The 26,590-nt window shown below is 68.5% G+C and carries 18 protein-coding genes, 1 tRNA gene and 1 pseudogene; 8 read left to right on the forward strand and 12 right to left on the reverse strand.

The features are described 5' to 3' along the window. Positions 1-31 precede the first annotated feature (31 nt). On the reverse strand, positions 32-1,642 hold the full coding sequence (locus MBENS4_RS13265) for an inorganic phosphate transporter (protein ID WP_039391290.1): 1,611 nt from the start codon (positions 1,640-1,642) through the stop codon (positions 32-34). 654 nt (positions 1,643-2,296) lie between these two features. Here MBENS4_RS13265 and MBENS4_RS13270 point away from each other — a divergent pair. From MBENS4_RS13270 to MBENS4_RS13290, 5 genes are all read left to right on the forward strand, one after another. Continuing rightward, positions 2,297-3,508, forward strand: coding sequence for an HlyD family secretion protein (locus MBENS4_RS13270; RefSeq protein ID WP_039391291.1), 1,212 nt, complete (start codon positions 2,297-2,299; stop codon positions 3,506-3,508). 1 nt (position 3,509) lies between these two features. After that, on the forward strand, positions 3,510-5,081 hold the full coding sequence (locus MBENS4_RS13275; RefSeq protein WP_039391293.1) for an MDR family MFS transporter: 1,572 nt from the start codon (positions 3,510-3,512) through the stop codon (positions 5,079-5,081). Beyond that, positions 5,081-6,547 carry an efflux transporter outer membrane subunit gene (locus MBENS4_RS13280; RefSeq protein WP_039391295.1) on the forward strand — a complete coding sequence of 489 codons (1,467 nt, stop codon included), beginning with the start codon at positions 5,081-5,083 and terminating at the stop codon, positions 6,545-6,547. The genes MBENS4_RS13275 and MBENS4_RS13280 overlap by 1 nt, the downstream gene beginning before the upstream one ends. Before the next feature lie 208 nt (positions 6,548-6,755). Further along, on the forward strand, positions 6,756-7,178 hold the full coding sequence (locus MBENS4_RS13285; protein WP_039391297.1) for a VOC family protein: 423 nt from the start codon (positions 6,756-6,758) through the stop codon (positions 7,176-7,178). Next, the gene (locus MBENS4_RS13290; RefSeq protein ID WP_199904379.1) at positions 7,168-8,187 is read left to right on the forward strand and encodes a homoserine dehydrogenase; all 1,020 of its coding nucleotides are present in this window, start codon (positions 7,168-7,170) and stop codon (positions 8,185-8,187) included. The genes MBENS4_RS13285 and MBENS4_RS13290 overlap by 11 nt, the downstream gene beginning before the upstream one ends. Before the next feature lie 31 nt (positions 8,188-8,218). Here MBENS4_RS13290 and MBENS4_RS13295 read toward each other — a convergent pair whose 3' ends face one another. The 6 genes and pseudogenes from MBENS4_RS13295 to MBENS4_RS13320 form a co-directional block, all read right to left on the reverse strand. Next, complete coding sequence (locus tag MBENS4_RS13295; protein ID WP_039391299.1) at positions 8,219-9,280, reverse strand: glycosyl hydrolase family 8; 1,062 nt, start codon at positions 9,278-9,280, stop codon at positions 8,219-8,221. Next, entirely contained in the window at positions 9,270-9,731 is a 462-nt protein-coding gene (gene bcsD, locus MBENS4_RS13300; protein WP_039391301.1) for a cellulose biosynthesis protein BcsD, read from the reverse strand. Before bcsD ends, MBENS4_RS13295 begins: the two co-directional genes overlap by 11 nt. A gap of 1 nt (position 9,732) precedes the next feature. After that, complete coding sequence (locus MBENS4_RS13305) at positions 9,733-13,329, reverse strand: cellulose biosynthesis protein BcsC (protein WP_039391303.1); 3,597 nt, start codon at positions 13,327-13,329, stop codon at positions 9,733-9,735. Continuing rightward, positions 13,326-17,788: pseudogene (bcsA, locus tag MBENS4_RS13310) on the reverse strand (UDP-forming cellulose synthase catalytic subunit). Before bcsA ends, MBENS4_RS13305 begins: the two are co-directional and overlap by 4 nt. Continuing rightward, the gene (locus MBENS4_RS13315) at positions 17,785-18,522 is read right to left on the reverse strand and encodes a cellulose synthase operon protein YhjQ/BcsQ (protein WP_052322270.1); all 738 of its coding nucleotides are present in this window, start codon (positions 18,520-18,522) and stop codon (positions 17,785-17,787) included. Before MBENS4_RS13315 ends, bcsA begins: the two are co-directional and overlap by 4 nt. Next, complete coding sequence (locus MBENS4_RS13320) at positions 18,522-18,938, reverse strand: hypothetical protein (protein WP_039391304.1); 417 nt, start codon at positions 18,936-18,938, stop codon at positions 18,522-18,524. The genes MBENS4_RS13315 and MBENS4_RS13320 overlap by 1 nt, the downstream gene beginning before the upstream one ends. 358 nt (positions 18,939-19,296) lie before the next feature. Between MBENS4_RS13320 and MBENS4_RS13325 the strand changes: the two genes are divergently transcribed. Both MBENS4_RS13325 and MBENS4_RS24170 read left to right on the forward strand, forming a co-directional pair. After that, positions 19,297-20,121 carry a hypothetical protein gene (locus MBENS4_RS13325; protein WP_144400911.1) on the forward strand — a complete coding sequence of 275 codons (825 nt, stop codon included), beginning with the start codon at positions 19,297-19,299 and terminating at the stop codon, positions 20,119-20,121. A 427-nt stretch (positions 20,122-20,548) separates the two neighbouring features. Beyond that, positions 20,549-21,643: an acyltransferase family protein gene (locus MBENS4_RS24170; protein WP_052322271.1), complete on the forward strand. Its 1,095-nt coding sequence runs from the start codon at positions 20,549-20,551 to the stop codon at positions 21,641-21,643. A 28-nt stretch (positions 21,644-21,671) separates the two neighbouring features. Here MBENS4_RS24170 and MBENS4_RS13335 read toward each other — a convergent pair. The 4 genes from MBENS4_RS13335 to MBENS4_RS13350 all read right to left on the reverse strand — a co-directional run bounded on the left by MBENS4_RS13335 (position 21,672) and on the right by MBENS4_RS13350 (position 24,785). Further along, positions 21,672-21,747 (reverse strand) — tRNA-Thr (locus MBENS4_RS13335). An 88-nt stretch (positions 21,748-21,835) separates the two neighbouring features. Continuing rightward, positions 21,836-22,480, reverse strand: coding sequence for a flavin reductase family protein (locus MBENS4_RS13340; protein WP_039391308.1), 645 nt, complete (start codon positions 22,478-22,480; stop codon positions 21,836-21,838). A 77-nt stretch (positions 22,481-22,557) separates the two neighbouring features. Further along, positions 22,558-23,502: a hypothetical protein gene (locus MBENS4_RS13345; protein ID WP_242404894.1), complete on the reverse strand. Its 945-nt coding sequence runs from the start codon at positions 23,500-23,502 to the stop codon at positions 22,558-22,560. Then, the gene (locus MBENS4_RS13350) at positions 23,463-24,785 is read right to left on the reverse strand and encodes a replication-associated recombination protein A (protein WP_039391310.1); all 1,323 of its coding nucleotides are present in this window, start codon (positions 24,783-24,785) and stop codon (positions 23,463-23,465) included. Before MBENS4_RS13350 ends, MBENS4_RS13345 begins: the two co-directional genes overlap by 40 nt. Before the next feature lie 163 nt (positions 24,786-24,948). Between MBENS4_RS13350 and MBENS4_RS13355 the strand changes: the two genes are divergently transcribed. Further along, positions 24,949-25,317, forward strand: coding sequence for a hypothetical protein (locus tag MBENS4_RS13355; RefSeq protein ID WP_242404895.1), 369 nt, complete (start codon positions 24,949-24,951; stop codon positions 25,315-25,317). An 80-nt stretch (positions 25,318-25,397) separates the two neighbouring features. On the opposite strand, the gene MBENS4_RS13360 is transcribed toward MBENS4_RS13355, so the two are convergent. Beyond that, positions 25,398-26,549: a glycosyltransferase family 4 protein gene (locus MBENS4_RS13360; protein ID WP_039391312.1), complete on the reverse strand. Its 1,152-nt coding sequence runs from the start codon at positions 26,547-26,549 to the stop codon at positions 25,398-25,400. Positions 26,550-26,590 lie beyond the last annotated feature (41 nt).

Genomic DNA, 26,590 nt, shown 5'->3' on the forward strand with positions numbered 1-26,590 from the left:
GCCGAGCTGAAGGCGCTCTCGGAAGGCTGACCTAGAAGAGGTACCCCGAGACGAGGAAGGCCGCCGCCGCGATGATCCCGGCGGCGGGCAGCGTCACCACCCAGGCCAGCGCGATGGGCTTCATCAGGCCCCAGTTGGTCTGGCGGTTGACGATGCCGATGCCCAGCACCGCGCCGATCAGGATGTGCGTGCTGGAAACCGGGATGCCCAGGCTTGAGGCCAGCATGACCACGCAGGCCGCGCCCAGCTCGGCGCAGAAGCCCGAAGCCGGGTGCATTGCGGTGAGGCCATGGCCCACGGTCGCGATGACCTCCTTGCCGATGAACCACAGCCCCACGACAAGCGCGATGCCGAACGAGATCATCACCATCGGCGGCACCGCGGCCGAGGAGGTGATGACGCCGGTGCGCAGCACGTCGAGGATCGCGGCAAAGGGCCCGACCGCGTTGGCGATGTCGTTGGCGCCGTGGCTGAAGGCAAAGCCGCAGGCGGTGAAGACCTGCATCCAGCTGAAGAGGAGGAAGGTGGCGCGCTCGAGCGGGGCCTGGCGCAAGGTGCGCACGAAGAGGAAGGTCGTCGCCCAGGCAATGGCGGCGACCATCGCCATGATGAGGTAGTTGGTCAGCGTCGCAAGGCCCAGCTCCATGTGCTTGAGGCCCTTGAAGAGCAGCATCGCGGAGATGACCGCCGCGCCCAGCGCCGCGACCAGCGGCACCCAGAGCTGGAGCGCATGGTGGGTCTCCACCTCGTCGCGCTGGCGCTCGATGGCGTACCACTTGCGGTAGTAGTCGGTCTCCAGTTCCTCAGGGTGGAAGTCCTCGCTGCGCAGCACGTCCATGTCGCGCACCAGCATCGTGTTGTAGTTGACCTGCTGGAGTTCGGTCAGGCTTTCAAACGCGCTGCGGTGGTCGCGGCGCAGCGCCTTCTGTTCGGCGCGGATGGCGCGCACGCGCGCCTCGGCGCGTTCGTTGTAGAACAGGACATGGTGCTTGATGAGGCGGAACAGGCCATAGGAAACCAGCCCGCCCAGCAGCGGCGAGATCACCCAGGAGAGCGCGATGCGCGCGATCTCGTCCCACTGCACGAGGGCGAGGGCAGAGGATGTGCCCCCCAGGCTCACGCCCAGCACCACCGAGGCGCCGACGATGCCCCCGATGATCGAATGGGTGGTCGAGACCGGCCAGCCCCGGCGGCTGGCGAACAGCAGCCAGAACGCGGCGGCGACGAGCGCGGCCATCATCACCCGGATGAACTGGAGCGGGCTGACCGCAAGGGCGCCGAGATCGACGATGCCGCTGCGGATCGTGTCGGTGACATCGCCGCCTGCGATCACCGCGCCGCTGACCTCGAAGATCGCGGCAACCCCCAGCGCCTGCCCGATGGTGAGGGTGCCCGCGCCCACGCTGGTGCCGAACGAGTTGGCAACGTCGTTGCCGCCGATGTTGAAGGCCATGAACAGCCCGAACAAGGTCGCCAGAACGAAGATCAGCAGGCTGCCCGAACCGATGTAGCCCGCCCCCCAGACAAGGAACGCGCCCCCGCTCAGCGCCAGCAGCAGGGCAAAGCCGATGTTGGGCAGGGCAAGCCGGGGCCGGGAACCGGACGCGGTGAGATCGGGCAGGGGGGAATTGAGCGTGGCCATCGTGTGCGCGGGTGGTCCGTGGTCGTTAACAGGGTTCAACCATAGGGACTTAACCGGGGTAAATGACCGTCGTGTGTCGAGCGTGCTGCGCTGGACAGGGCGCGACTCGGAGGGATCGGAGTGGAGCGCAACGCGGCGAACCGGGGCTCGTACAGCTCCGGGACCGACTTCGCAGGCGCGGCAAAGCGGGGCCGGGCGGCCGATCCGTTCACGCCCCTTGCAAGATAACCTAGCTAAGTATATCGGCGGGGCACGCGTTCGGGCTTTGCGCCTTCACAGGGACGCAATCGTATGCCGATACGGGCAAGTCACTGATTGGCGATGACTTGCCGTTCGCCTTGGGCGGGCCGTCCGGCCACGCCGCAACCGTTCAGCCCAGCACGTGGAGGGCGCCGACAAACACCAGCAAGGCACTGGCACTTGCGCCGCACAGCAGCATGAAGGGACACTGGCTGATCGCAGGATCGTACCGTTCCATGGGAACCTCTCCCGGTTCTTGTTCTTTCTGATGCGATTTTGCGCCTCTTTTCGCGGCAAGGCAAAAGATAATCGCGGGACCTGCGTGGGCCGCGTCCTCCATCGCGAGGGCGGTTTCGTGAAGGGCCTGCAACGCGCGGCGTACCTGCGCCCCGCAACACGGAGTTGAGACTGGCAATGGTGAGTGAAAGCGCCGCGAACGCATCTGAACAGGCGGCAGGCAACAGCGATGCCGGGGCCGGGGATGAGGCCAAGGACACGGGCCGCAAGGGCCTGAGCGGCAAGACCAAGCGCAACCTCCTCATCGCCGCGATCCTGATCGCGATCGGCGGCGGGCTCTGGTTCATGCGCTACGAAACCTACGGGCAGTACTTCCAGGAAACCAACGACGCGCAGATCGACGTCGACATGGTGGCGATCGCTCCCAAGGTCAGCGGCTATGTCTCCGAGGTCCTCGTCGAGGACAACCAGGACGTGGCGAAAAACGCGCCGCTCGTGCGCATCGATGCGAGCGACTATGATGCCCGCGCGGCGCAGGCCCGCGCCCAGATCGCGCAGGCCGAGGCTTCGGTCGAGAACGCGCGTGCGGGAATTGCCGAGCAGCAGGCCGCCGTCGCGCAGGCCCGCGCGCAGCTCGCCGCCGCGCGCGCCAAGGCCCGCCACGATGCTGGCGAGGTCGCCCGCTACGCCCCGCTCGTCGCCTCGGGCGCGGAACGGCGCGAGACGCTCGACCAGCTGAAACTTGCCGCCACCCAGTCGGCCGAGCAGGTGCGCCAGCTCGAAGCCGCGCTCACCGCGCAGCAGCGCCGCATCGCGACGCTTGAAACCCAAGTCGCACAGGCCCGCGCGCAAGGCGAAGGCGCGCAGGCGCAGCTCGATGCCGCCGACGTGGATCTGAAAGCCACGCTCATCCGTGCGCCCATCGCGGGCCGCATCGGTGACCGCACCGTGCGCACCGGCCAGTTCGTGCAGGCGGGCACGCGGCTCATGTCGGTGGTGCCGCTCGACAAGCTCTACGTGACGGCCAACTTCAAGGAAACGCAGCTCGCCCTCATGCGTCCGGGCCAGCCCGCGCGCATCTCGGTCGACGCTCTGGAAGGCACCGAGATCAATGGGCGCGTTGCCAGCGTCTCGCCCGGCACCGGCGCGCAGTTCTCGCTGCTCCCGCCCGAGAACGCGACCGGCAACTTCACCAAGATCGTCCAGCGCGTGCCCGTGCGCATCGCCATCGAGGCGCCCGCCAGCGCGCGCAAGCTGCTCGTCCCCGGCCTCTCGGTGACGGTCACGGTCGACACCCGCAGCGCCGAGGGCGAACTGGACCAGATCGAAGAGGCGAGCGACGAACAGGTCGCCCGCCGCGCGCAGCCGAAGGCCCGCGGGACGCGCTGACATGGCGAGCGCGGCTCTCGATGCAAACGCAGGTGGCAGCGCACAGCCGCGCCGCAACGCGGACCTGGGCGCCTGGCTGGCGGTGGCGGCCGGCACGATGGGCGCGCTCATGGCGACGCTCGACATCTCGATCGTCAATTCGGCGCTTCCCACGATCCAGGGTGAACTGGGCGCGACCGGCACCGAAGGGGCCTGGGTCGCCACGGCCTATCTTGTCGCGGAAATCGTCATCATCCCGCTTTCGGCCTGGCTGGAGCGGATGCTGGGGCTGCGCAGGTTTCTCCTGATCGCGGTCACGCTTTTCACCATCTTCTCGGTGATCTGCGGACTTTCCACCTCGCTTTCGATGATGGTTTTCGGGCGCGTGGGGCAAGGCTTTACCGGCGGGGCGCTGATCCCGACCGCGCAGACGATCATCGCCCAGCGCCTGCCGCGCCACCAGCAGTCGATCGGCACGGCGGCCTTCGGCATTGTCGCGATCCTCGGCCCGCTGCTTGGCCCTCTTGTGGGCGGCTGGCTGACCGAGAGTGTCTCCTGGCACTACGCCTTCTTCCTCAACGTGCCGATTTCGGCGGTCCTGCTCACGCTGCTTTTCGTGGGGCTGCCGGCCGAGAAGTCGCGCCTCCACCTCATCCGCGAGGCCGACTGGTTCGGCATCGCCGGGCTCGCGCTCGGCCTTGGCGGGCTCACCGTGTTCCTGGAGGAAGGCGCGCGCGAGGAGTGGTTCGCCTCCGAGCTGATCCGGTACATGGCGCTGGTCACCGTGGTCGGCTTCGGCTTCCTGTTCTGGGGGCAGGCGACCGCGCGGCGGCCCGTGATCAAGCTCAGCCTGCTGCTCGACCGCCAGTTCGGGGCGGTCGCGACGATGGGCATTGCGCTGGGCGTCGTGCTCTACGGCACGTCCTACGCGATCCCGCAGTTCCTCGCCGCGATTGCTGACTACAACGCGCTGCAATCGGGCAAGGTGGTGCTGCTTTCGGGCATCCCCTCGATCCTGATGATGCCCTTCGTGCCCTTCCTCATCCGCAAGGTCGACATCCGCCTCGCGGTCGGCTTCGGAATGCTCATCATGGGGCTTTCGGCCTACCTGGAGACGAGCCTCACGATCCAGTCGACGGGCGGGGACTTCACCGAGTCCCAGCTGATGCGCGGGCTCGGCACGATCCTGGGCATGCTGTTCCTGAGCCAGGCCTGCGTCCAGTCGGTTCCCCCTGAGGACGCGGGCGATGCTTCGGGCCTGTTCAACGCGATGCGGAACCTCGGCGGCAGTTTTGCGCTGGCGGGTATCTCGATCCTTCAGCAGAACCGCGTCTGGCTGCATTCGCGCCGGATCGAGGAGAGCCTGCACGCCAATGACCCGGCCGTGCAGGACTACGTCTCCAGCATGGGCCGGATGCTCGGCAGCCCCGAGGCCGGGCTTCGCGCCATCGGCCAGACCATCCAGGGCCAGGCGCTGACGATGACCTACAACGATATCTTCTTCGCGATGAGCGTGGTGACCGTGCTGGTGTTTCCGCTGGTCTTCCTGCTCAAGCCACTGCCCAAGGATGCCTCCGCAGGAGCCATGCACTGATGTTTGTCCCCCGTACCCCTCTCGCGTCCGTCGGCGCGCTCGCCATTCTCTCGCTCGCCACTGCCTGCACCATGGGCCCGGACTACGCAGGCCCGCCCGAAGTGATCGCGCCCGGCACCAACGGCGGGGCCTTCGTGCGCGCGGACGACAGCGTGCGCGCCGACGCGCCGCAGCTCGCCCGCTGGTGGGAGAGCCTCAGCGATCCGCTGCTCACCCGCCTCATCGACGACGCGCTCGCACACAGCCCCACGATGGACCTGGCCGCAGCGCGCATCGCCGAGGCGCAAGGCAGCCTCGCGGAAGGCAAGGCCGGGCTCATGCCCAGCGTGTCGCCCAATGCGATGTACGTCCACGCGCGCCTGCCGGGCTCGGCCATCGGGGGAAGTGGAGAGGGTGAGGACGGCGCGGAGGGCGAAAGTTCAGGCGGCAGCTCCTCGCTCGACTTCTACAACGTGGGCGCCAACGTCTCGTGGGAGCCGGACCTGTGGGGCGCGCGGCGCCGGGGGATCGAGGCCTCGCGCGCGCAGGTCGGCCAGCGCTACGCCGAACTCGCCGATGCGCAGGTGTCGCTGAGCGCACAGGTCGCGCAGACCTACGTCAACCTGCGCGATGCGCAGGCGCGCCTGGCGCTTACCCGCGAGGCGGTCGCCAAGCAGCGCCGTGCGCTCGAACTCACCCGCCAGCGGCAGGGCGCGGGTACGGCGTCCGATCTGGAAGTGGAGCGCCTGCAGGGCGAACTCGCCGCCAACGAAGCGCAGACCGTGCCACTGGATACACAGGTTCTCCTCTACAAGAATGCGCTTGCCGTCCTGACCGGACAGGCACCCGGCGCGCTCGATGGCGAGCTGGAGGACGAAGGCGCGCTGCCGCTGCCTCCGGCCGAAGTCGCGGTGGGCGATCCGGCGGGGCTTCTTGCGCGCCGCCCGGACATTCGCGCGGCCGAGCGCGCGCTGGCCGCCAGCACCGCGCAGATCGGGGTCAAGGAAGCGCAGCGCCTGCCCGGCATCTCGTTCATGGGGATTCTGGGGATCGGCGGGACGGAGCCGGGCGACGTGCTCGATCCGGGCAACCTTGCCGCCCTCCTCATGCCGCAGATCAGCTGGCCGCTCCTCGACTTCGGGCGCACGGGCGCGCAGGTGCGCCAGGCCCGTGCGCAGGCCGACCAGGCCGAGGCGCAGTACCGCCAGAGCGTGCTCGAAGGCCTGCAGGACGCCGAGGACAGCCTCGCCCGCTTCGGTGCGACCCGGCGCCAGCTGGCCCGGCTGGTCGCCTCGCAGCAGAGCGCCGAGCGCGCCGCGCACCTCAACCGCCTGCGCTTTGCCGCGGGGACCAGCTCGCTGATCGACCAGCTCGATATCGAACGCCAGGCGCTGACCGCCGCCTCCAACGTCGCGCAGGCCAAGGCGCAGCTCACTATCGACTATATCGCTGTGAACAAGGCGCTGGGGCTGGGCTGGAGCGAGTAGGATTTTTCAAGGGGCCATCGCCCCTTGGCCCCCAAAATGGGCGATCTCACCCTCCTCAGCCGCCGGTGCGCGCGTAAGGTGAGCTCGACAGTTTGGGGAGCCCGAGGGCGATGGCCCTCGGCAAATCCTTTCCTTCTCCTTGCCCCTGCCTGATGCCTGCGGCACAGGGGAGGCCAGACCCGAACCAACAATCCAGCGGGAGCTTGCCATGGCCGTCACCCATCCTTTCCACCTCGCCTTTCCGGTCGATGACCTGGAGGCCGCGCGCGCCTTCTACCTGGGCGTGCTGGGCTGCAACGAGGGGCGTTCGAGCGACGAGTGGGTCGACTTCGACTTCTTCGGCCACCAGATCGTCGCGCATCTGGCGCCTGAGGAAACGGGTGCGGTGAAGGCCAACGCGGTCGATGGCCACGGGGTCCCGGTGCGCCATTTCGGCATTGTCCTCTCCATGGCCAAGTGGCAGGCGCTGGCCGATACGCTGGAGGCTGCGGGGATCGACTTCATCATCGCGCCCTACATCCGCTTCAAGGGCGAGCCGGGCGAGCAGGCGACGATGTTCTTCGCCGATCCGGCGGGCAACGCCATCGAGATCAAGGCTTTTGCCGACATGGAGCAGCTCTTTGCCAAGTGAGGCCCTGCGGCCCGTCACGGTCGCGATTGCGGGCTACGGTAATATCGGGCGGCAGGTGGCCGTGACGCTGTTGGAGCGGCGCGTGCGCTACGCGCAGGTCCATGGCTGCGATGTGCGTCTCGTGGCGGTGTGTGGCTCGCGTACGGGGGCCGCGAGCGCGCAGGGTTTTGCCGAGGCGTCCGGGATCGCGCTGGAGGACGGGCGGACGGGGCCCGAGTTCCTGGCGGAAATCGCGCCCGATGTGCTGATCGAGGCCGGGCCGACCGACTTTGCGACCGGAGGGCCTGCGCTGGGCTACCTGACGATGCAGTTGGGGGCAGGGCGCGACGCGGTGGTGGTCTCCAAGGGGGCGCTTGTTCATTCGGGCGCACGGCTGCGCGAGCTGGCGCGCGCGAGCGGCGCGGCGCTGCGCATCAGCGGGGCGACGGCCGCCGCGCTTCCCACCATCGACCTGATCGAGACGGGGCTGCGCGGGGCGAAAGTGCTGGCGCTCGAGGGCGTGTTCAACGCGACCACCAACTTCCTTCTCAACGCGATGATGGCGCGTGGCTGCACCTTTGCCGAGGCCCTGGGCGAGGCGCAGGCGGGCGGCTTTGCCGAGCGCGATCCGAGCCGCGACATCGAGGGTTGGGATACCGCCTGCAAGCTCACCATCCTTGCCAATTTCGGGCTCGACGCCGGGCTGGCGTTGGAGGATGTCGCGGTGTCCGGGATTGGCGATGTGACGCCGGAGCGGGTCGCGCTCTGGAAGGCGCAGGGGCAGGTGCCGCGCCTTGTCGGGCGGCTGGACTGCACAGGCGATGCGCCGGTCGCCTCGGTTGCGGTGCGGACCTATCCGCTCGACCATGCCTTTGCGCATATTCCCGGCAAGACCAAGGCCCTGCGTGTCGAGACCGATTGCATGGGCGAGATCCTGACAATGGGCGGTGGACCCGAACCGCTCGCGACCTCGTGCGCCGCGCTCAAGGACTTCGAGCTGGTGCTGGAGGCGCAGGCGGGCCGGGGCTGACGCGAAGGTCACAGCCCCGGCGCGCGCGTCCTCACACCTGCGCGAGCATCTGCTGCGAGGCGGCGAAGTAGTCGTTCGAAAGCTGGGTGGGATAGGCCGTTCCCAGCAGGCGCCCGGCAATTGCCGCGCCGCCGTTGGAGAGGGCGTAGTCCGCTTCCTGGCCGCTCACCACGTCGATCCAGGCGGGAATCGGGCGGTGCTGGGCCAGGCACGAGCGCCAGTAGCTGGCAACCGGCGCGGTGAGATCGGTGCGGTTGCCCTGCGCGCCCCACAGCGCGACGCGGATCGCATCGTAGCCGAAGCGCGGCGGCTTGTCGGGGGCCGGGGCAACACTGCGCGTGCCGGTCACCCGGATCCAGTCGCAGGGAAGGTCGTGGCGTCCGAAGCGCGAGAGGCGCAGGAGGTCCTCGCTGTCGCGGATCACACGGCCCCAGGTCGCCATCCCGTCGGTTTTCGCGAACTGGTCGAGCGCGGGCCACACGAAGTAGCTGGGGTTGAGCGTGACGCCGGCGTCCTCGACGAAGCCCTGCAGGCCCGGGATCAGCAGCTGGCGGTTGTAGCGCGTGATGACGCAGTGCTTGCGGATGGCGGCGCGGACCTCACGGGCGCGTTCGGTCCAGCGCGGCTCGTTCCAGCGTTCCCCGGCCAGCGCCAGCGCCCAGGCGATCACGATGTCGCCGTCGGTCGCGTTGTTGGTGTCGGTCATCGCGCGCGCCGCGGGCTCCCAGCGCCAGCCGTAGAGCGCCATGTCGCGGCGCGCGAGGTTGGCCTCTGTCCATTCGGCGATGCGCGTGAAGGTGTCGCGCTCGCCCGCCTGGTAGGCCAGCAGCAGGCCGTAGCTCTGGCCTTCGCTGTGACTGATGTCGCCATTGCCGGTGTCCACGACGCGGCCCTCGGGCGCGAGGAAGTGGGTGCGCCACGCGTTCCAGAACGAGGTGGCGACAGGGCTGGGGGCGGGAAGCGTGGGACGGGGCGCGGTGTGCATACCGGGCATGGCGGCCTCGCTCTTCTGGCTCTTGTTGCAGGCGGCAAGCGCGGCCATCAGGCCGATCGCGAAGGTGCGCCTGTCGATACGTCTGTAATCATCGACCATGGCGAAGCTCGAGCGTATCCCCTTTCCATTCGGCAGTGGTGGTGAGCGCCGGGCCGCTGCCCAGCGTGCGGAACCAGCTGTCGTAGGCGCCTTCGAGAACGCCTGCGAGCATCGTGGCCCAGTGGCCGCGCGGATCGGGAGCGATGCCGCGCGGAAGATTGGTGTGCTGGACGATAATTCCCTCATCGGTCAGTTCGAGCTTGGCTTCCCCCCAGTCCAGCGCGCGCCAGAAATCGTTGATGCGCATCGAGAGCAGGGCCGCATCGGAGAGATCATCGAGGCTTTCGAGTGCGGCCATGCGCCGGCCGATCGCGGCGAAGAAGCCGCGGGCCTGGAGCTCGGGTACCGCCTCGCAGATCTCGGTCGCGCTCGCGATCGCGAGCAGGGCAAGGCCGCCCAGCCCGGTGTCGTCGCTGGACCGGCTGCGGGAGGGAAACGCCTGGTAGTTCATGTTACTTCGTACTCCCGAAGCTTTGGCGCACGCCGAGCATGCCGCGGAATTCATCGTAGGAACCGAACGTGTTGTAGCTGGCCTCGCCCCCGATGCGGGTGGAGTTGCTCAGCTTGTAGTAAAGTTCGCCCTCTGCCGATAACGCGAAACCCGTCTCGCTGATCCCGTCATAATAGGACCGCACGTCGTCGTTCTCGAGCTTGAGGCCATCGAGCAGGCCCTGGAGGAGAGGTTCGGTCGGATAGAGCAAGCTGCGATCCTGGCTGTAGCTTTGAAAACCGGGCGTGAACGAGGCACGGCCGACAAAGCGTTCGTCCTCGATCGCGTAGTTCACCGGGAAGCCGACCGAGATGAAGCTCTGCGGGCTGAAATAGCCGCCATTGCCGAAGGTGAAGTAGTTCTGGCTCTTGTCGTAGCCCTGGTAGTTCACGTTGAGGCCGACCGTGACCGAGTCCGTGCGGCCCTGGTAGGCGCGCAGGTATCCGCCCGCGTTGGCCTCGAAGCCGGAGTTCTTCGCGACATTGGTGCCGGTGAAGCGGTAGTAGCGGCCCTCGCCGTACACGCCGTTGCCGTTGCGGTCGTAGGACAGCCCGCCGCCTGCGCCAAAGCGCATGACCTGGCCCCAGCGCACCCCGGTGACGGGATCGCGGGTGCCTGCATAGGAGACCACCGAATCGGTGACGGGCTTGCGTTCGACCCAGGCGCTGGCGCGCACGTCGCGCCCGATCTTGGGGGTCGCCGCGGCGCGGTAGGTGACCTTCGTTTCGCCCATGCCGATGGGCGTCGTACCCACTTCGACCTGCGCGAAGTCGTTGGTGTACCCGGCCGAGAACGCGACGCCCGAGGCGTGCTGGCTGTCCGCATTGACGAGCGGCGAGGGCTGTTCGGCGACAATCGCGGCCGCCTCGATCACGCCGTTCGCGCCGAAGCGGGCGAGGCCCGAGCCGGTGGGACGGCCTGCGTCGATGACGCTGGCTTCCGCTTTGGCGTAGACGCGCCCGCCCGCAAGGCCGGTCGAGAGTTCGGCCGAGCCCTTGATCTCGTCAAGCTGGCTGAGGCCGGTTTCGCCCGAACGGCGCCGGTAGGCGGTCTGGACTTCGCCGCGCGGGCCGGTGTCCTGCGCCAGTTCGGCGATCTCCGACTGGATCCGGGCGAGCATCGGGTCGCCGCCGTAGCGGGTCGGCATGCTCGTCCCTGCCCTCTGCGGGGCTCCTGCAGGGGCGTAGGCGGGGGCGGGGGCAGCGCCTGCGCCGTATCCGGCCGCGCTCTGCGTCGCGGTGGCGCTGCCTGCGAAGGCGGCGGGCGCGGAGGCGCTGCGGCTGGCGTAGGCGGGGGCGGCGCGGCCCTGGCTATAATCGGGGCCCGCATCGTAGCTCGGCGCACTGGAGGCCTGGGCTGCGTAGCCCTGGGCACCATACCCTTGGCCCGTGTAGCTCTCGTTCGCCGCGGCATAGCTTGCAGAGGCACCATAGCCGCCCATCGGCTGGGCCTGCGGGGCGTAGGAGGGGGCGGGAAGGCGTGTGCCGCCGCCCAGCGCGAAGGGGTTGACCGGCTGGGGCTGGGCCATGGCCGGGCCCTGGTTGCGGAACGGGTTGGCTCCGGCCTGGCCCTGCATCCCGGCAAAGGGATTGCCGCCCAGCGCCACGACGCTGGTCGCGTTGTGCTGGCGGGCGTAGAGTTCGCGCGCCTGCTTGAGGTAGCGCACCGCCTTCCTCTCGTTGCCCGCGACGCGCTCGACATCGGCGAGCGCCATGTAGACCTGGTAGTCCTGCGGGTAGGAGCGCAGCAGCGCGTCGGCCGCTTCGTCGGAGAGCCTGCCGTCGCCCGCGCGCTGGGCGCTCTGGGCAAGGCCGATCAGGCCGTCCTTGTCGCCCGGCTTCTTGGCCAGGTACAGCTGCCAGGTCTGCGCGGCGCGCGGCGCCATGTTGCCGTTCTCGTACAGGCGCGCGAGCCCGGCGAGGATCTCGACGTTGTCGGGCGCGGAACTGTACGCGCTCTGGAGGATGTCGAAGGCTTCGGCGTAGCTCCCGGCAAGGCGCGCGCGGTCGGCCTGCCCGATCATCAGCGTCGCCTGCATCCGGCCATACGCCTGCTGGCCCTGCGGCGAGGAGCCGGCCATCTGCCCGGCGCGCTGGAGGGCGGTCTGGGCAAGGTCGTCGCGGCCGGTCTGGACGAGGACGCCGATCAGCCCTTCGTATTCGCCAAGGTCGGTCACTTCGCCGTTGAGCGCGCGCTGGGCGACCTCGGCGGCACCGGCCTGATCGCCCAGGTCGAACAGGGCGCTGGCGATGGCGGCCTGCTTGCCCACGGGAATGGCGCGCATCTCGCCCAGCTGGCGCAGCGAGCCCAGCGCCTGCTCGCGCTGGCCGTTCTGGGCAAGCGCCCGGGCCCGCGCGATCGCCGCGTCGGTCTTCACCCCGATCGCGAAGGTGCGCATCGGCGCGGTGCGCTGGGTCTCGGGGATCATCGAAAGCAGGCGCTCGGCCTCGGCAGGACGGCCCAGGTCCTCGTTGAGGAGGGCGGCGGCATAGAGCGCGTCGGGCGCGCCGATGCTGACAAGCGCGCGCAGCAGCGATTCCGCCTCGGGCATGCGCCCGCGCTTGATCATGTATTGGGCGAACTCGTAGCGGATCCACGGGTCCTCGGGATCGGCCATGAGCCCGGCCTGGAATTCCTGGACGGCGCCGGTGTCATCGCCGCGTTCGGCCGCGGCAAGGGCGCGGCCCCGCGCGGCGCGCATCTGCAGGCGGTTCTCGTCGGCATTGGCGCCCTCGGCGGCCTGGCGGTAGAGGTCGGCAGCGTCGGCGTAGCGGCCCTGCTGCTCGTAGACCTGGGCCAGGATCTCCAGCGCGGGGGCCGGTTCGGAGTAGTTTGACCGCACCAGTTCCTCGGCGCGGGCCTGGGCGGCGCCCAGCTGGCCCCGGTCGAGCAGGTCCTGCGCGTCCGCGACGCCCGCGAAGTAGCGCGCCGAGGCAAGCCCTTCGGCCCACTGGCTGGCTTTCCCGGCGCGCGAGGCGCGTTCAAGCAGGTCAGCCGCCTCGGCGAACCTTTGCTGGCGCAGGCGTACGATGCCAAGTCCGCCCAGCGCATCTGGATCGCGGGAATTGACGGCAAGCGCCTTCTCGAACTCGGTGGCGGCGGTTTCGAGGCGTTCGGCTTCCAGAGCCTCGAAACCGGCCACACGGGCACGGCCTGCGCGGTCGGCCGCGCTGGGCCGGGCCGGGGCCGCGCGGCGGGCCGGTGCGGCGCTGCGCGCGGGGCCTGGCGTGCTCGTGCGGGCGGGGGACTGGCTCTGGCGCGAAGGCTTCTCGGCCTGCGGGGCAGGCGCGGGTGCGGGCGCGGCGCGGGAGGCGGCGGTAATCGCGGGATTGTCGGGATCGATGGCGCGCGCGCGGCGCAGGGCCTGCTGGGCAAGGTCCTCGCGCCCCTTGGAGCGCCAGTACTTCGCCTGCTCGATCAGCGCGGCAACCCCATCGTCCTGCGCGAGGGCGGCGACGGGGAGGACCGAGCCCACGGCGCAGCCCCCCAGCAGCGCGGCCAGGGCCGCCGTGCGCAGGGCGCGACTGCGCGTCGGGAAGGGGACACGGGGCTCGATCATGCGTTGTCGTCCTCGGCGCCGAGGCGGCGCTGGGCCTGTCGGCGGAAGTAGAGATAGGCGGGGCTGGCGAGCACGACGGCCAGCGCGAGGGCAAAGACGCCGAGCAGCAGCGGGCGCTGGCTGATCCAGTAGGCGATCTTCATCCAGAACGGCAGCGAGCCGCTCCAGTACCGCTCGCCCAGCGCGAAGCTGGCCATGCCATCGCCCTCGGTGACCGAGAGGTCGCCCTGGATCATGGCGTTGATCTTGGCATCGGCCATGCCCTCGACGAGCTGGGGCAGGGCCGGGCCGCTGTCGGCCAGAAGCGCGACGACAGTGCGGTCCGAGGCAAAGGGCGAACGGAAGCTGACGATCCCGGAAAAGCCGCGCGCGTTGTAGATCACGGGTTCGGCGGCCATCGGATCGTCGCGTTCGGTGCCACCGAAGAGCGCGGCGACGTTCTGCAGCATCGAGCGCTCGGAGACCGAGAGGCGGCCGCCTGCAAAGCGCAGCGGCGAGCCTTCGAAGAGCTCCTCGTGGCCCGCAAGCGCGGTGCCGCCCACGACCAGCACGTCCTGCGCGGAGAGGGCATCGGCATCGACGTCGGTGGCCACCGTGACGGAGGTGGCGGGAACGCCGGTGGAATCCCCGAAGCGGCCCATCAGCTCGAGGAAGGCCCGGATCGCGGCCGTGCTCGGCTTCTCGCCCATGATCACGGTCGTCTGCGACAGGTCGGGGCTGACGGTGAAGGGGAAGCCCGCGCTGGCAAAGGTCGCAAGGTCGGGCATCTGGATCGCGTGGTAGGCCGAGGTGAGGTCGATCGTGCTGTTGGGATCGACCGAGACGTGCACGTTCTCGGGCAGGGTGCCGGTGCACTTCTTCTTGTCGGCGATGATCATGTTGTAGTCGAAGGTGACCTGGTTCTGCCCGAACATGGTGTAGCGCGGCAGGGTCAGCGTGGCCTCGGAATCGTGGCTCTTGGCGCTGGCGTGGCCCAGGAGGCCATCCCACCAGTCACCGCCCAGGCCCAGCGTCTTCAGATACTGGCCATTGAGCGAGACATCGAGGCGCGAGGCACGGCGGTCCATCCACTTGGCGACCGGGTAGCGGTAGCCCAGGTTCAGGCGGCCCCCCTGGCGCGGCCAGAAGAACAGGTCGGGCGCCACGCGGAAGCGGGCCGAGATGGGGCCGGGGCGAATGCCCATGCCCTGGAGCGCGTAGGGCTCCATGATCTCACCCAGCTTGACCGGCTTCTCGGTCGAGACCCAGCGCAGCGCGCTGTAGCGGTCCCAGACCGGGATGCGCACGCCCTCGAAGCTCATGCGCGCGCCGCCAAAGACGCCCTTGCCGATGGCCACGGCGGAGGCGGCAAGGCGCAGTTCGCCGTTGTTGCGGCCCATCAGGACGAGCAGGGTTCCGCCCGCATCGGCCGGGTTGCGCACGACCGCCGCGCTCGGCCCCTGGGCGGGCGCAATCTCGAGTCCGGGGAGCGACTGGCCGCTCTTGAGGAAGACGATCGCATTGCCCCTGGGCAGCGCGCCGATGACCGGCTTGAAGGTGAAGCCGCGGTAGCTCGCAAGCGAGCCGAGCCAGGACGCCGAGGCGGCGGCCGCCTCCAGTTCGCCGCGGCCGGGCGCGCCGGCAAAGACGAAGGGCATGTCGAGCGGCATGTTCTGGCCCTTGTCGAAGAAGGGCAGCGGCAGGCGGGCAAGGTCGGGCTTGTAGGGCAGGCGCGCGTATTCGACATCGAGCCACGAGCGGGTGTTCGAGATATTGGCCCAGAGCGCGGAGTGGAACGGGTCCTCGCAGTCGCGCGCGTAGTGGCCGATGAGGCGCAGGTTGAGCTGGTTGTCGCCGGGCAGGAACAGCGCCGGGTTGACCGCGACGCGCACGATCCGGCCCTGGGCGTTGGCGCGGGTGAGGCGCAGCGTGTCCACCACCTCGCCGTTCAGCATCACCACCAGCTGGCTCAGGTCGTCGAGCATCGAGGGCGACCAGGCCATCTGCAGGACGAGCGTGGCCTTGGTGACGACGCGGTCCTGGCGCATGCCGAAGGGAATGCCCATCTCGCCCTGGGTGCCCAGCAGGCGGATCGGGGTGGTGACGCGCAGGTCCTCGAAGGTGAGGCGGTCGGTGAGGCCATCGCCTTCAAGCGCGGCCGGGGTGGCCTCGCGCGCGCTGGCCGTGGCGGCATGGCTCTGGCTGGCGCCGAAGAAGATGCCCGCCGTGCCCAGGAGCAGGGCCCCGGTGATGGCGGCGGCCTTGGCGATCCGGGCTGCCTTGCCCTTTTCCTTGCCCTTTGTCTCGGCCTTGCTCGCGCTGTCCTTTTCCGCGTCGGCGGCGCTCGACGCAGGGTTGTCGTTGTCCGCCTCGGCCTGGCGCATCGCGCGGCGTTCGGCGAAGTTGAGGCGCAGCATGCGCTTTAGGGTAACCAGGTCGACCAAGATGATATCCGCAAGTGAGCGAAGTCCGGTAACGGATTCGCGGGGAGCAACAGGCTGCCAGGCGTCGGCCCGGCCCATGACGGCGCGCACGAGGTGGCGACCGGCCAAGATATCGAGTTTTTCAAAGCGCACATAGGTGTTCGCGCCCTGGGTACGCATCGTCTCGACGGGGATGCACAGCACTTCGTTGCCCATCGACATGGTGATGTGGCGCACCGAACGGTCCTTCACCGGCAATTCTTCGGGCAAGGCCAGCGCCGCGCCGCCCATCGAGATGTCGAGGGTGGTGGCGGGTACCACGTGCCCGCTTTGGAGGTAGGCGCTGACCGGGAGCTTGACTGGGATGCGGATGTCCTGGCGCGCCTGGCGCGTCTCGCGCGCGACCGCGATGGCGGCGATGAGGATGATCAGGCTGAACATCGCCCAGGCCAGGTTCAGCACCAGCGTATCGGTTTGGATGTTGAACATGTAGGGGAAGAAGGCCCATTTGCTGATGGCCATGAGCATGCCTGCGACGATGATCCCGACGCAGATCAGGTGCGGCTTGACGATGGCCCAGTCGAAGTAGGTCTTGTCGAGCAGCGAGCCCTTGTCGGTCACGTTGAACTTGCCCTTGCGCGGCTGGAACCAGTCATCACCGTGGGCTTGACGAGGTGGAAGGCCAGGATCGTCTCGTAGACCTCGCCCCAGAACGGACGGCGGTCCGAGCCTTGCGTGCGCTCGTTGGCGACCGAGGAGCAGTAGAGGTGGGGCATGGCGTAGGCGAAGATCAGCGAGGCCGAGGCCTGGATGATGTTCTGGCCGAACATGAGATAGGCGAGCGGGCTGGTCAGGAACACGATCCGGGGGATCGGGTACTGGAAGTGCAGCATGGCGTTGAGGTAGCACAGGCGCTGCTGCCAGGTGAGGCCCTTGCCGAAGAGCGGGCAGTCGATGCGCAGGATCTGGGTCATGCCGCGCGCCCAGCGGATGCGCTGGCCGACGTGGAGGACAAGGCGCTCGGTGGCGAGCCCTGCGGACAGGCGCGCGCTGATATAGGCGGTGTTCCAGCCGGTACGCTGGAGCTTGAGCGCGGTGTGCGCGTCCTCGGTCACCGTCTCGCCGGCAAAGCCGTTGGTCTCTTCCAGCGCTTCGCGGCGGATGATCGCGCAGGAGCCGCAGAAGAAGGTCGCGTTCCACAGGTCGTTGCCGCCCTGCACGGGGCCGTAAAACAGGTCGCCCTCGCCGGGCATGTCGCCCATCGTGGAAGCGAGGTTACGCTGCACCGGGTCGAGCGAGTACATGTGGTGCGGGGTCTGGATCAGGGCGAGGCGCTTGTCCTTCTGGAACCAGCCGATGGTCAGCTGGAGGAAGGCGCGGGTAGGCACGTGGTCGCAGTCGAAGATCGCGATCAGTTCGCCGTCGGTCTTCTTCATCGCCGCATTGAGGTTGCCCGCCTTGGCGTGCAGGTTGTTGTCGCGCGTGATGTAGCCGCAGCCCGCTTCCTTGGCGAAGGCGCGGAATTCCGCGCGCTTGCCATCGTCGAGGATGAACACGCGGTAGCGCTCGACCGGGTAGTCGAGATCCATCGCGGCGAACACGGTGTTGCGCACGATCTCGAGGCTCTCGTTGTAGGTCGGGATATAGATGTCGACGGTCGGCCAGTCCTCGGGATCGCCCTCGGGCTCGATCACCGGGCGCTCGAGCGGGAAGCTGGTCTGCAGGAAGCCCAGCATGAGGATGACCCAGGCGTAGAGCTCGGCCAGGTAAAGGACGCCGCCGAAGGCGAATTCGGGAAGCGTGCCGAAGGAGAGCGTCTGCGTGGTGCGCCACACGATGTAGCGGGTCGACACGAGGATCGCGAGGAGACCCAGCGCAAGGCCGCCACGCGGGCTCTTCCAGCGGCGCAGCGCCACCGCGCCGGCAATCGTGACGCCGGCGCAGACCCACTGTGCGGTCCCGTCCAGCGGCACCGCGATCACCACCGCCGCGATGAAGACGATGGGGATGAGGGCAAGGTAGCGCAGCGCGCGCGTCGACGTCAGCGCCTTGATCATGCGGCGTAGCTCGAGCTCTTTGCGCCGGACCAGATGCTGATGTCGGTATCGAGCGCGGGCAGGACGATGTCGACCAGGCGGCGCACGTCGGCGAGCGCGGCGCTGGAGGGGGCATAGCGCGCCAGAGTCTGGAGCATCGCGATCGATTCGGGCACCGATTCGTCCAGCCGGATGCGCCCGATCAGGCGCGGCCCCATCAGTTCGCGCACGAAGGCGGCGTTGTGGCGCGCGAGGCGGCGGGTGTCATCGAGCCGGTTGATCACGAACGACGTGCGCGACAGGCCACCCTTGCCCGCCTCGTCGAACATCTGCGGCAGCAGCGCGAGCGTCTCGGGCGCGGTGTCGAGCGCGCACAGGTGGGCGCAGGCGTGGTTGACGAGGCGCCGCGCGAGGTTGCGCTCGCACGAGGGCACATCGAGGATCAGCGTGCGCTCGCGGCCGGTCTGGAAGTAGCCCAGGTCCTTGAGCATCGGGATGAAGTCGGGGTCATTGGGCGCGTTCTGCGCATGGCGCAGGTCGATCCCCGAGACCACCACCGCATCCTCGCTCGGGGCATGGAGCGCGGACAGCGTGGTCGAGGGGGGCAGCGCGAAGTGGAAGGGGAGCGTGTCGTGCGCGGCCATGGAGAGCACGGTCACGTCCGCTCCGGCCTCGGCCAGCCCGAGCGCCATGTGCGCGGCGAGGAAAGTGTTGCCGGTGCCGCCCTTGGGCGAATGGCAGACGATGAGGGCCATCAGATTTCTCCTCGCGAACCCAGCTCGGACAGGTGGCGCAGCATCGCGCGCACGTCCTGGCCCGATCCCGCAGGGGCAGGCGGGGCAGGGGCCGCGGCCGCGTTGGGGCCTTCGTAGCGGCGGAACAGGGCGCCGATCGAATCGGTGGCCACGGGCTCGGGAGCCGGTGGCACGGCCGGGCGTGGGGGCGTGGGGGCGAACTCGGCTGCCGGGGCCGGCGCGCTCGGCAGCTTTTCCGGGGCAGGGGCAGCTGCGCCGCTGGCCGCCGCGCCGTCGAGTTCGAGCAGGCGTGGGTCCTTGAGCAGCGCCTCGAGCATCGGCCACAGCTCCAGCTCGGTGAATCGGTCCTCGAACTCCTTGTACGAGAAGTCCTGACGGCCGAGCCGATTCAGAAGGTTTGAAGCGTCAACTCTCATGCGGTGCCCCCTGTAAGTGCTCTTAGGGATTGGCACTTAATGGTTAACAAATGACTTAACCTTTTTCGCAAGTGTGCCAACCGTGAGGGGGGCTCACCGCCCTCGGAAGGCACTTATATACGAATACCTTAAGGCTGTAAGGAAATCCTAAACCTTCGGCGCTAGACGAGTCTACACCTTGCTAGCTACGTGAACGAGGACCATGGACGTCCAGCACTTTTCAACGTTCGACTGGGACGACGGCGTGGATGATTACACGCCGGAAGACTTGCTGCCGCCCCTCGATGGGCCGCAGGAAACCGACGATTGCGAGTCCGAAGTCGCTTCGGATCGGTACTCTTACGGAGGATTGATGAAGATGGGACGTTCGGAGCGATCCGGCGGGCGGCCGCGCAAGAAGCCGTTGCTCATGCTCGACGACAGCGAGCGCCGCGACGCGCTGCGCGAACTCGACATGGTCGCGGTCCAGGACTTCGGCGAGGCGATTCCCATGGAACGTCCGGTCCGCATGCAGGGCCTCACACCCGCCGAGGCGGTCGATTCGGCCAGCCTGAACACCCCTGTTCCCGAGGCTCCGGCCCCGCAGGCCCCCGAGCCCGCGGCCTATATGCCTGCGGCTCCGATCCCCGCAGAGCCGATGGCTTCGGAATCGATGCCCTCGGAATTCATGGATGCCCCGGCATCCGCCAGCCCGACGCCGCGCTTCGGTGCGCTGGGCGGCGAGGGTTCGGTCCTCGGTCGCGATCCGTTCCCGGCGGCCTTCGAGGACGCGGCCTTCGAGGACGAGGGCGAGGATGAGGACGAGCAGGGCCTGGACGAAGCCGCTTACGGTTCGCTGTTCGGAAAGGCTGCGCCGAGCGCCCAGCCCGCCCCGACGCCCGTCCCGACGCCCGCTCCTGCCCCCGAGCCGGTTGCGGCGCGTCCGGCTCCCATGCCCGAGCCTGCTCCCGCCCCGCTGGCCCCGGCACTTGTCGAGGCCGAGCCCGCGCCCGTTTTCGCGCCGCAGGTCGAAGCCGTTTTTGCACCGCAGGTCGAATCCGAGCCGGCTCCGGTGCGTTCGGCCTCGGGCCATGCCCTGCGCGCGCGCATGCAGGCTGAAGAGGTCTCCGCCCCCGAAAGCGAATCGCTTCTGGCGCGAATCGGCCGTTTCTTCGCCTGGCTGGGCAGCCTGCTGCGCCGCTGACGCGCCGGTGCGAGACATGGCAGGCGAATCGTAAACGCCTGCCTGTCTGTGCAATTCAGCAAGGCTGAGTAAGAAGTGAAATGCCTTTCAAGGGGCCATTGCCCCTTGGACCCCTGAATGGGCGGCCTCACCTTTCTCGGTGCGAGAGGTGCGCTCGACAGTTTTGGGAGCCCGAGGGCGATGGCCCTCGGACCCCTTTTTATCCTTTTTCCCGCTTTCGCGCGTGTCCGAATACGCGGAGTAGCCCCTAGCCTGATTTCGCAAGAGGTTAAGGCGTTGGCTAACAGGTGCCGCGCCCCGGCCGAGAGACGTCGGGCCTATTGGTTGTAGTCCCTTTGCCGAACTTGCCGCCACGGGGCTGCGCTGCTTTGCAAGGGCACCTGTTCGCGAAGGTTTCGCGAATGGCGTGACCAGTCGGGGAGGGCGGATGACGGCAGGCCAGTCCCTTGTTGAGGAGCGGGTCGCTGACGCCAGCCCTGCTTCCGATCACCAGCTCCCGCGCCATTTTCCCGCGCTTGATGGCGCGCGCGGTGTCGCGGCGATGGCCGTGGTGGTGTCGCACTGCGCGAACGCCGGGTACTTTCCCCATGTCCTGGGAGAGGGAACCGGACAGATGGGCGTGCTTCTCTTCTTCCTCCTGAGCGGCTTTCTCATGGCCTTCCTCTATGGTCCGCGCGCCTTCACCCGCGAGCAGGTGCTGCGCTACGCGACCCATCGGATCGCCCGCGTGTTCCCGCTCTTCTACCTCGTCATTGCCCTTTCGCTGGTCGTGGGGGCGGGCGGCCCCATTCGGTTCTTCGATCTGTCCGGCGGGGAATGGGTGTGGCCGGTGGCTCTCGTGACAGGCACGAGTGTCCTTTGGACCATTCCCGTCGAGGTGCAGTATTATCTCGTTTTCGTGCTGATCTGGGCGGCGGCGAAGCGCTTTCCGGCCGGGGTCTGGATCACGGCGGGGTTTGCCGCGCAACTCCTTGTCTTGCTTGCGCTGCGCCTCTCCGTTCGCGGCAACCAGTTCCTTCCCTACTGGTTTCACGCCTTCTTCCTGGGGACGATCGCGGGCTATCTGCTGCACCGCCATGCACGGGCTTTTCTCAAGGCCACACGGGCACCTGGCTTGCAGGGCCTTGGCTGGATCATTCTGCTGCTGGTGCCGCTGTCGCTGCCCGAATTGCGGCGCATGGCCGGTTTTCCCATGCTGCCCAACTTCATCGATCCCGTCACCTTCGGCTTGCCGGTTCTCGTCTTCCTGGCCGCACTGGGCGGCCTCGGGCCATTCCGGTATCTCGCCTGGCCCGTGTTCACGCAGCTGGGCGCGGTGTCCTACGCCATCTACCTGCTGCACAAGCCGGTGATGTGGACGCTGGAGCCCTGGCTCTCGGGGCGGGTCCCGGACCTTGCGCTGGGCCTTGCCATCGTGGCGCTGAGCGTCCTGATGGCTGCGGTCTCGACCTACGGTTTCGAGCGCCCGGTCCAGATGATCCTGAACGGCCATGGCGCGCGGCTCAGCCGCCGGTTCGCGTGATCGCTGGAATGGCTGGGGAAGGAGAAGGTGGTGCCGGTTGCAGGAGTCGAACCCGCGGCCTGATGATTACAAATCAACTGCTCTACCAGCTGAGCTAAACCGGCACACGCTCTCAAGAGACGGGGCCCTTACCAAGCTCAAGGCCACTTGGTCCAGCGGGATTTTCGCCAAGGTGGGGAAAAGCCGGATTTCCTAACCCTGGGAGGTTTTCCCGCGCTGCGCCTGCCAGTCCTCGTAGACGGGGCGGGGCATGTCGAACAGGTCGCTCTGACGTGCGTACCAGCCGCCCCCGTGCATGCGCGCGACAAGGTCGAGACCAACCGTGTCGACGTAGAGCTTCTCGGCGTCGATGTAGTCATCCTGGATGTGGAAGTGGAGCACTTCGCCAAGGACGATGGTGGTGCTGCCCGCCGGGATCGCCTGGTAGAGACGGCATTCCATGGCGACCGGCGCATCGGCCAGGCGCGGCACGGCGACCGCGCTGGAGGGCACTGTCTTCAGCTCCGCCAGCGTGGCCTCGTCCACATCGGCGGGCGCGTCCATGCACGTGATGTTCATGGCCGGTGCCAGCGCCTCGCTGACGAGATGGACGACGAATTCTCCGGTTTCCAGGATGTTGGACGCGGTGTCCTTGAGCTGGCCGTCGGCGCGGGTGATGAGGCCGAGCGCGATCAGCGGTGGGTTTGCGCCCATCGCGTTGAAGAAGCTGAAGGGGGCAAGGTTGCCGACGCCCGCGGCCGATTGCGAGGCGACCCAGGCGATCGGGCGCGGGGTGATGCTGGAGCCGAGCAGCTTGTAGCGTTCCTGCGGGGTCAGCGTCGCGAAATCGAAATCCATGGGGTCGTCTCTCCTTGGGGCGCGGGTGCGGTGTGGTCCCGCCTGGCGCATCCGCTGTCTCTACAGGTGCGTCTGGATTACAGGGCGCCGAAGGTCCAGCCCTCGCGCGAGGCCAGTTCAGGGGTAAGTTCGGGCGGCTGCCACAGTTCCCGCCGCGCCGCGGCTCCGCGCAGCCAGGCGCTGGTCACAAGCGCATCGGCGCTGTGGTCGTCGATCGGGCCGGTCTCGCCGCGTGGCTGCGATCCCAGTGCGTCGAGCGCGGTATCGAGTTCGCCGCGCTCGGTGATCTTGGCGCGGCCAGCGCGGCGCCCGGCCTCGACGGCGGCGAGTGTGGTGTAGATTTCGCAGACGACACTGCCCGAGGGAGGCAACGGGTCGATTGGCCAGACCGGGAGGGTTCCGGTGAGGCGGTGGAGCAGGCGCATGCCCGTCAGGCTGGACTTGCCGACCTGCGCCGCGCCCACGAGGTTGAAGTTGGAGTAGGGCTTGCAGCCCAGGCGTGCCTGCGCCGCCTCGGTGACGCGCAGGCGACCGCGGCGGTGGTCGCTGCCGGGCAGATGGAAGCGCGCGCCCTCGCGGCCGCCATGGCGGCGGAAATAGGGCGCGAAATCGGGGTGGTCGACGAAGGCATTGGCGCCCAGGTCCTCCTCGCCCTCGCAGATGCGGTCAATCCGTGCCCACAACGCGCGGGCCGTCTCCGGGCTTTGCGCAAGGCCGGGGAAGAAGGCGCCTGCATCGGCAAAGGGAAGCGCGATGCCAAGGTCGAGGCCGACCAGCGTGCGCGCGGGCAGGTCCTCGCGCAGGTAGCGCAGCACCGCCTCGCGCGACCAGCCGCGCGGGGAGGGCGGGGAGAGCAGCGCGGGCGCGCCTGTCCCTTGCCCGCACAGGCCCAGGGCAATGCCCTTGTGATGGCGCCCGCGCGCGCCCGACCAGTCGATGGCCAGGAAATGGTCGAAGGCGGGGGGCGCGAGGACCACCGCGATCAGCCGCCGCGCCGCTCGACGCGCTTCTTCTGCCACCATTCGAGACGCTTCTTCAGTTCGCGCTCGAAGCCGCGTTCGTTGGGCTTGTAGAACTCCTGCGCGGGCATGCCGTCGGGCCAGTAGTTGTCGCCCGAAAAGGCGTCGGGCTGGTCGTGGTCGTAATGGTAGGCCGCGCCGTAGCCCATGTCCTTCATCATCTTGGTGGGGGCGTTCAGGATATTCATGGGCGGGGCGATCGAGCCGGTCTCGCGCGCGACCTCCATGGCGATGCCCTTGGCCAGGCAGGCCGCGTTCGACTTGGGTGCGCTGGCGCAATAGATCACCGCCTGGGCGAGCGGGAGTTCGCCTTCGGGCGAGCCGAGAAACTCGAAGGACTGCTTGGCGGCCATGACCTGGACCATCGCCTGCGGATCGGCGAGGCCGATGTCCTCGCTCGCGATCGCGGCGAGGCGGCGCAGGATGTAGAGCGGCTCCTCGCCCGCCACCAGCATGCGCGCCATGTAGTAGAGCGCGGCCTGCGGGTCGGAACCGCGCACCGACTTGTGAAAGGCCGAGATGAGGTTGTAGTGCCCGTCGCGGTCCTTGTCGTAGACCGCCATGCGCCGCTGCAGGAACTTGCCGAGCGGGCCCGGGCCCAGCGGTTCCTCAATGTGCGCGGCGTAGAGCGTTTCGGCCTGGTTGAGCAGGAAGCGCCCGTCGCCATCGGCCGTGGCAATAAGGGCCGCGCGCGCCTCGTCGGTGAGGGGGAGCGGGCCTTCCAGCGCTTCGGCCTTGGCGAGCAGCGTGGAGAGCGCCATCTCGTCGAGGCGGTTGAGAACAAGCACCTGCGCGCGGCTGAGAAGCGCTGCGTTGAGGGCAAAACTGGGGTTTTCGGTGGTCGCGCCCACCAGCGTGACCGTGCCGCGTTCGACAAAAGGCAGGAAGCCGTCCTGCTGGGCGCGGTTGAAGCGGTGGATTTCGTCCACGAAAAGCAGCGTGCGCTGCCCCGCCCTGGCCGCCGTTTCCGCTTCGGCAAAGGCCTTGCGCAAGTCCGCGACGCCCGAGAACACGGCCGAGACCGCGGCAAAGCGCATGCCCACCGCCTTGGCCAAGAGGCGCGAGGTGCTGGTCTTGCCGGTGCCGGGCGGGCCCCACAGGATCATCGAGGAGAGCTTGCCCGCGGCCACCATGCGCCCGATCGCGCCTTCGGGCCCGGTCAGGTGCTCCTGGCCCACCACGTCGTCCAGCGTGCGCGGGCGCAGGCGGTCGGCCAGCGGGGCGTCCTCGGCCAGCGGTTCCTCGCTCTCGGGCGGGGGCAGATCATCTCCGAACAGGTCAGCCATGGCGGTTCCCTAGCGCGTTGCGCGCGCGATTGCATCGGTCCCGGCGCGGCGAAACAGCGCCTTACCCCGAAAAAGTGCGTGAGCGCGCCGCGGGTTGCCAAGACGGGGCGGCTGCGTCAGAATTTGGTCAACTGCGCAAGTCAGGGCCGCGAGCGAGGTGCGTATGATGAATAAGGCACGGGTTCCGGCCTGGTATTGGACCGTGGCGGTCCTCGCCGTCATCTGGAACGGCTTTGGCTGTTTGGACTATCTCATGACGGTCACCCGCAACGCGGGGTACCTGTCCGCGTTCCCGCGCGAATATGTGGCCTACCTCGACACCTTGCCGCTGTGGCTGGTGGGGTTCTGGGCGCTGGGCGTGGGCGGCGGGCTGGCGGGGGCGCTGCTGCTCCTGCGCCGGGCGCGGCTGGCCGCGTCGGCCTTCGGGATCTCGCTCCTGGGCCTTGCGGTGACAAGTGTCTACCAGTGGAGCGATGCCGAGGCACCCGCGAGCAGCATCGCGGACGTCCGATCAGCGGCGCGATCTGGCTGATCGCACTTGCCCTGCTGGTCTTCTCGCTGCGGATGCTGCGGGCGGGCGTGCTGCGCTGATACAGGCCAGGCCTCCGTGCCCTAGCCCCTCGCGCGCTGGCGGATGAGGCGCAGGTAGGTGTCGGCGACGGCCTGGTTGATCTTGTCCCAGTCGAAATCGTTGGCGCGCAGGGCCCCGGCCTGGCCGTGGGCGCGGCGCAGGGCCGGGTCCTCGATGTAGGCGCGGATGGCCTCGGAGAACTGGCTGACCGCGCCCGGCGGCACCAGCCGTCCCGAGATTCCGTCGGCGACCAGGCTCTGGCTGCCGGTAGCGGCCGCTGCGACGACGGGCAGGCCGCAGGCCATGACCTCGAGCGTGACGTTGCCGAAAGTCTCGGTGACAGACGGGTTGAACAGGACGTCCATCGAGGCCACCGCGCGGCCAAGGTCCGCGCCCTGCTGGAAGCCGACGAAGGCGCCGTCCGGCAGGCGGCTTTCGAACCATTCGCGCGCGGGCCCCTCGCCGATGACGATGACCTTGAAGGGGACGCCCCGGCGGCGCAGGTCATCGAGGGTGTCGGCGTAGACGTCGAGCCCCTTTTCCATGACGAGGCGGCCTAGGAAGCCGATCGCGACCTCGTGGTCGGCGATGCCCAGGCTGCGGCGCCATTCCATGTCGCGGCGTTCGGGATTGAAGGTCGTGCGATCAACCCCGCGCGACCAGATCGTGACGTCGTAGTTCATGCGCTGTTCGCGCAGGAGCTGGGCCATCGATTCGGACGGGGCTACCAGCGCGTCGCAGCGGCGGTAGAAGCGGCGCAGGATCGCCTCGATCACCGGCTCGCCCCAGGCCATGTTGTAATAGCGCAGGTACGTCTCGAACCGGGTGTGCACCGAGGCCAGCACGGGCAGGTCGCGCTTGCGCGCCCAGGTCACGGCCCGGTGGCCGACCGGGTCGGGGGAGGAGACATGCACTACGTTGGGAGCGAAGGCCTTGAGATCGCGGCGCGCCTTGCCGGCAATGGCGAGCGGCACGCGGTATTCGGCGCGGCCCGGGATCGGCAGGGCGCCCACGCCGACAAGGTCGCCGGTCGCCGGGAAGGCGGGCTCCTCCACGACGGGGGCATAGACACGTACCTTCGCACCCTGGCGGAGCAGGTAGTCGACGAGGCGGTTGAGCGCCTGGTTGGCGCCATCACGAACGTAATTGTAGTTGCCCGAGAACAGGGCGATGCGAAGGTCGGAAATATCCATGGTGGGCGGCCCATAGCGCCCGCAGGCGGACTTGGCGAGGG

The organism is Novosphingobium sp. MBES04 (assembly GCF_000813185.1).
GTDB classification, from domain to species: Bacteria; Pseudomonadota; Alphaproteobacteria; order Sphingomonadales; family Sphingomonadaceae; genus Novosphingobium; species Novosphingobium decolorationis.

Bases quoted from the DNA above. Each gene is read 5' to 3' on its own strand.
- MBENS4_RS13265 (WP_039391290.1), bottom strand. From the start codon at position 1,642: ATGGCCACGCTCAATTCCCCCCTGCCCGATCTCACCGCGTCCGGTTCC.
- MBENS4_RS13270 (WP_039391291.1), top strand. From the start codon at position 2,297: ATGGTGAGTGAAAGCGCCGCGAACGCATCTGAACAGGCGGCAGGCAAC.
- MBENS4_RS13275 (WP_039391293.1), top strand. From the start codon at position 3,510: ATGGCGAGCGCGGCTCTCGATGCAAACGCAGGTGGCAGCGCACAGCCG.
- MBENS4_RS13280 (WP_039391295.1), top strand. From the start codon at position 5,081: ATGTTTGTCCCCCGTACCCCTCTCGCGTCCGTCGGCGCGCTCGCCATT.
- MBENS4_RS13285 (WP_039391297.1), top strand. From the start codon at position 6,756: ATGGCCGTCACCCATCCTTTCCACCTCGCCTTTCCGGTCGATGACCTG.
- MBENS4_RS13295 (WP_039391299.1), bottom strand. From the start codon at position 9,280: ATGGTCGATGATTACAGACGTATCGACAGGCGCACCTTCGCGATCGGC.
- bcsD (WP_039391301.1), bottom strand. From the start codon at position 9,731: ATGAACTACCAGGCGTTTCCCTCCCGCAGCCGGTCCAGCGACGACACC.
- MBENS4_RS13305 (WP_039391303.1), bottom strand. From the start codon at position 13,329: ATGATCGAGCCCCGTGTCCCCTTCCCGACGCGCAGTCGCGCCCTGCGC.
- MBENS4_RS13315 (WP_052322270.1), bottom strand. From the start codon at position 18,522: ATGGCCCTCATCGTCTGCCATTCGCCCAAGGGCGGCACCGGCAACACT.
- MBENS4_RS13320 (WP_039391304.1), bottom strand. From the start codon at position 18,938: ATGAGAGTTGACGCTTCAAACCTTCTGAATCGGCTCGGCCGTCAGGAC.
- MBENS4_RS13325 (WP_144400911.1), top strand. From the start codon at position 19,297: ATGGGACGTTCGGAGCGATCCGGCGGGCGGCCGCGCAAGAAGCCGTTG.
- MBENS4_RS24170 (WP_052322271.1), top strand. From the start codon at position 20,549: ATGACGGCAGGCCAGTCCCTTGTTGAGGAGCGGGTCGCTGACGCCAGC.
- MBENS4_RS13340 (WP_039391308.1), bottom strand. From the start codon at position 22,480: ATGGATTTCGATTTCGCGACGCTGACCCCGCAGGAACGCTACAAGCTG.
- MBENS4_RS13345 (WP_242404894.1), bottom strand. From the start codon at position 23,502: ATGGTGGCAGAAGAAGCGCGTCGAGCGGCGCGGCGGCTGATCGCGGTG.
- MBENS4_RS13350 (WP_039391310.1), bottom strand. From the start codon at position 24,785: ATGGCTGACCTGTTCGGAGATGATCTGCCCCCGCCCGAGAGCGAGGAA.
- MBENS4_RS13355 (WP_242404895.1), top strand. From the start codon at position 24,949: ATGATGAATAAGGCACGGGTTCCGGCCTGGTATTGGACCGTGGCGGTC.
- MBENS4_RS13360 (WP_039391312.1), bottom strand. From the start codon at position 26,549: ATGGATATTTCCGACCTTCGCATCGCCCTGTTCTCGGGCAACTACAAT.